The 3,831-nt window shown below is 44.1% G+C and carries 4 protein-coding genes and 1 pseudogene; 1 reads left to right on the forward strand and 4 read right to left on the reverse strand.

The window, feature by feature from the left end:
- The first annotated feature begins 200 nt into the window (after window positions 1-200).
- Window positions 201-1,229, forward strand: coding sequence for an ROK family protein (locus tag JX312_RS10435; protein WP_124029712.1), 1,029 nt, complete (start codon window positions 201-203; stop codon window positions 1,227-1,229).
- 165 nt (window positions 1,230-1,394) lie between these two features.
- Here the strand turns inward: JX312_RS10435 and JX312_RS10440 are convergent, their stop codons facing one another.
- The 4 genes and pseudogenes from JX312_RS10440 to JX312_RS10455 all read right to left on the reverse strand — a co-directional run.
- Window positions 1,395-1,976, reverse strand: a complete 582-nt coding sequence (locus JX312_RS10440; RefSeq protein WP_124029713.1) for a Maf family nucleotide pyrophosphatase — start codon at window positions 1,974-1,976, stop codon at window positions 1,395-1,397.
- Window positions 1,977-2,018: 42 nt separating this feature from the next.
- Complete coding sequence (locus JX312_RS10445) at window positions 2,019-2,543, reverse strand: HAD family hydrolase (protein WP_123406350.1); 525 nt, start codon at window positions 2,541-2,543, stop codon at window positions 2,019-2,021.
- 1 nt (window position 2,544) lies between these two features.
- Complete coding sequence (locus tag JX312_RS10450; protein WP_124029714.1) at window positions 2,545-3,264, reverse strand: Rossmann-like and DUF2520 domain-containing protein; 720 nt, start codon at window positions 3,262-3,264, stop codon at window positions 2,545-2,547.
- Window positions 3,265-3,266: 2 nt separating this feature from the next.
- Window positions 3,267-3,831, reverse strand: a pseudogene (locus JX312_RS10455) (hypothetical protein); the annotation flags it as partial.

The raw sequence follows: 3,831 nt of genomic DNA on the forward strand, positions 1-3,831 counted from the left end.
GGCCAGAAAATCGCGTAACCAACATGAATACAGAGTTTAACAATTTCGCATTAACAGATTTTAAGAGACGCCAGTGTTATTATTTTTTTGTCGTATATTTGCATAGAATATGAATATTTGCCGAAAGATTCATGTCTTGTTTTATCAAGACGTTGTCATGAAGCAACTTAAGATCTAATATTAACACTAAATTATAAGATATGAGCAAGCCCTATGTGATAGGTATGGATATGGGTGGCACAAATACCGTTTTCGGTATTGTTGATGCCCGCGGTCAGGTAATCGCAAGCGATTCGGTCAAAACAAAAAAACATGCGAAATTCGAAGATTACATCGCTGACCTGCATCAGGCGGTGACGCGACTTCTTGAAGCTAATGATGCGGTAGACAAGATTAAGGGAATCGGCATCGGCGCGCCGAACGGGAACTATTATACAGGGGAGATTGTGAAGGCTCCCAACCTTCCGTGGGGACCGGTCGTGCCTTTGGCGGAGACTGTAAGCAAGGCATTCAATGGAATCCCTGTGGCTGTGACCAATGATGCCAATGCTGCCGCACTCGGAGAGATGACATATGGCGCGGCGCGAGGAATGAAAGATTTCATCATGATAACACTTGGTACAGGTGTAGGTTCGGGCATAGTGATCAATGGTCAGCTCGTATATGGTCATGATGGCTTTGCCGGTGAGCTGGGGCATGTAATCATGAAGCGTAATAACGGTCGTGTCTGTGGCTGTGGTCGCACTGGTTGTCTTGAGGCATATTGTTCTGCTACCGGAGTCGCGCGCACTGCACGCGAATTTCTTGAAGTGCGGACAGAGCCGTCGCTGCTCCGTAACATTGATATCGAGGAAATCACTTCGAAAGATGTCTATGATGCCGCTATTGCAGGCGACAAGATCGCTAAAGATATCTTTGAGTTTACAGGTAAGATTCTTGGTGAAGCAATGGCAGATATGACGGCTTTCTCAAGTCCGCAGGCTTTTGTGCTGTTCGGTGGTTTGACAAAGAGCGGGGACTTGTTGATGAAGCCACTTAAGGAAGCTTACGATAAGAATGTTCTTCCCATCTTCAGGGGTAAAGCAAAAATCCTCCTTTCTGAATTGAAAGAAAGCGATGCAGCCGTTCTTGGAGCATCCGCTCTCGGTTGGGAGGCTAAATACCGCTATGAAGTTCCCGGTTCACTTGCTACCTCAAACGAAATTCCGGCTGTTTCACCGGAAATGTAAAATTCCTTTCCTGTATAATTGTAAAGGACAAAATAATGGAAGGCATCGAATTAATTCGATGCCTTCCATTATTTGTAAACATATGGTGAAACACGTGCTTCACCGTATGTTTACAAAATATTTTGGCAGAGGATTATGATTTGGTAATTTAGTTTATGTAGCTGTTCAGAAGAGTTTGAGTTCTTGGTATAGTCGGTGGACGGGAAGTCCCATGACGTTGTAGAAACTACCGTTTATCCATTCCACTGCAATGCAGCCAATCCACTCCTGTATGCCATAGGCACCGGCTTTGTCAAGAGGGAGATAGTTCTGCACATAATAGGTTATGTCTTCTTCAGATAGTTCTGCAAATTTGACCTCTGTTTCTGAAGTGAAAGAAGTTCGTCGATCAGCAGTGAGTATGCAGACACCTGTGATGACCGTGTGGACTTTTCCTGAAAGTTCCTTTAACATTTGCACGGCCTCTGAACAGTTTTTAGGTTTGCCATAAACTTTCTCATCTTTAATGACCAAAGTATCGGCTGTAATTATCATTTCATTGCCACTTATATTTTCGAGATATGCGTCAGCCTTTTTATTGGCTATGTATTGAGGAACTTCAGTTTTAGGCATATCTTCAGGATATGATTCATCAATACCTCCAAGACTGATTGGACTGAAGGGTATTCTTAAATCTGACAATAATTCTCTGCGTCGAGGAGATTTGCTTGCAAGGAGAATATGATATTTTTCAAGATTTTCAAGCATGATACTTACTAAAAATTAGAGCTTGTTTAACAAACTCTTATATTACCAACCGAAAGCATGGGCGTCAGAGAGCCATTCGCCCTTTGCTTTGAGCACTTGTTCCACCACATCGCGAACGCAACCATAGCCCCCGTCGAACCTGGATACATATAATGCAGTTTCCCTCGCTTCCCATGCGGCATCGCGTGGTGCGCAGGGCAGTCCGGCTATCCGCATGCATTTCAGATCCGGTATATCATCGCCGAAATAAATGACTTCATCTGTCTCAAGTCCGTTGTCTTCCATCCACTTCAGGAATATTTCAAGTTTATGGGATGCTTTCAGAAATATGTCCTTAAAACCGAGTGCCTCATATCTGTTTTTAACTGCAATTGTGTTTCCTCCGGTTATTATCGCAAGTTTATAGCCGAGTTTGGCAGCCAGCTGGAGAGCATAGCCGTCTTTTATGTTTGCCATTCTCAGAGGTTCTCCGTTCTCAGACATAGGTATGACGGAGGGCGATAGCACTCCGTCTACGTCAAAAGCGAAACCTCTGATTTTCGTCAGATCATAATTGATACCGCTCATTTCAGTTGTCTTTTTTATGGGTTGATATAATTGATGCACTCAGCTTGTCATAGATTTCAGCGAGATCAGCATGTTTCTCTTTTAAAAATAACAGGTGAGAGTCTAATGTCTTGCTGTCGCGTCGCACGGCAGGACCGGTCTGCGAATCGAACGGGGATATATTCCCGGTTTTTCTGAGAGTCTCTTTAAGCAATGGTCTGATTGTCGCGAAACTCATTCCTTGTTCCTTCAGGAGTTCATCGGCAATGCACCACAGATGATTTGTAAAATTGCAGGCAAATACAGAAGCCACGTGCAGAACCTTTCTTTTTGATGAGTCAGCTGTCGCCACATTGTTGCTGAAAAGGTGTGCGAGATTCTTCAGCTTGGTTTCAGTTTCCTTGTCGCTGGCTTCTATGAAAAGCGGTATCTCCGAATAGTCAAGAGAAATTCCCTTGGTGAATGTCTGTAAAGGATAAAACACTCCGGTTTTTTCCTGTCGGCAGTCAAGTATGCCGATAGGAGTCGATCCTGATGTGTGAGCTATGATTGCACGGGAAACCGGTAGAGATTCCGCCACTTCCCTTATGGCATTGTCTGAAACAGCTATAAGCGTGATGTCGGCATCAAGTGAATATTCTTCAAGAGAACGGGGATTGACCCGAATCACTTCAGCTTTATTTTCCAGAGCCAGACTGAGATGTGTCGCGACATTACCGCGACCTACAATATTTATTTTCATAATCAGTTGCTTTCTATATCTCGCAGGGTTGACAAAAGGTGCATAGGGGAGAATATCCCTCCTGACGTAAGGCGTCTCAGGAATCCGATTTCCAGTTCGGTCGCGTCTTCAGATATTATGCGCTGCTGGATATCAATGGCAACACGTCCCATTGTGTCACGGAGGTTGATTTCAACACAAGGGTGTATGTTGCGTTCGCTTGTCACGAGCATGTCAATTCCGAGAGGTCCGTCATAAAACGGAGCCACATAGTTTTCAAGCAAGAGTGATTGTCTCTTGATTATTTCGGATAGGTTGTTGCCTTTGCCATGTATGTCTATCTGTTGCAGTATAAAGGAGACGATGTTCTCTTGTGGAGCTACAATGTTTGATTTGTATTTTCCACGGTCGGAGGTGGTGAATGTGGATACTCCAATAAACAGTGCTTTGCCGTCTTTACATTCCCACTCGGTAGCGAAATCGAGAATCCTGTCGTATGCTGTTTCTCCCATTACACTCCCTTGCGAACGTATTATGCCTCTTAGCCATGGCTCTATGTGCCTTTTTTCAAGATCTTTTGTATACAGG

The organism is Barnesiella sp. CU968, assembly GCF_905219685.1.
GTDB lineage: Bacteria > Bacteroidota > Bacteroidia > Bacteroidales > Muribaculaceae > Lepagella > Lepagella muris_A.

Coding starts and splice junctions, on each gene's coding strand:
- JX312_RS10435 (WP_124029712.1), top strand. CDS start 201: ATGAGCAAGCCCTATGTGATAGGTATGGATATGGGTGGCACAAATACC.
- JX312_RS10450 (WP_124029714.1), bottom strand. CDS start 3,264: ATGAAAATAAATATTGTAGGTCGCGGTAATGTCGCGACACATCTCAGT.
- JX312_RS10440 (WP_124029713.1), bottom strand. CDS start 1,976: ATGCTTGAAAATCTTGAAAAATATCATATTCTCCTTGCAAGCAAATCT.
- JX312_RS10445 (WP_123406350.1), bottom strand. CDS start 2,543: ATGAGCGGTATCAATTATGATCTGACGAAAATCAGAGGTTTCGCTTTT.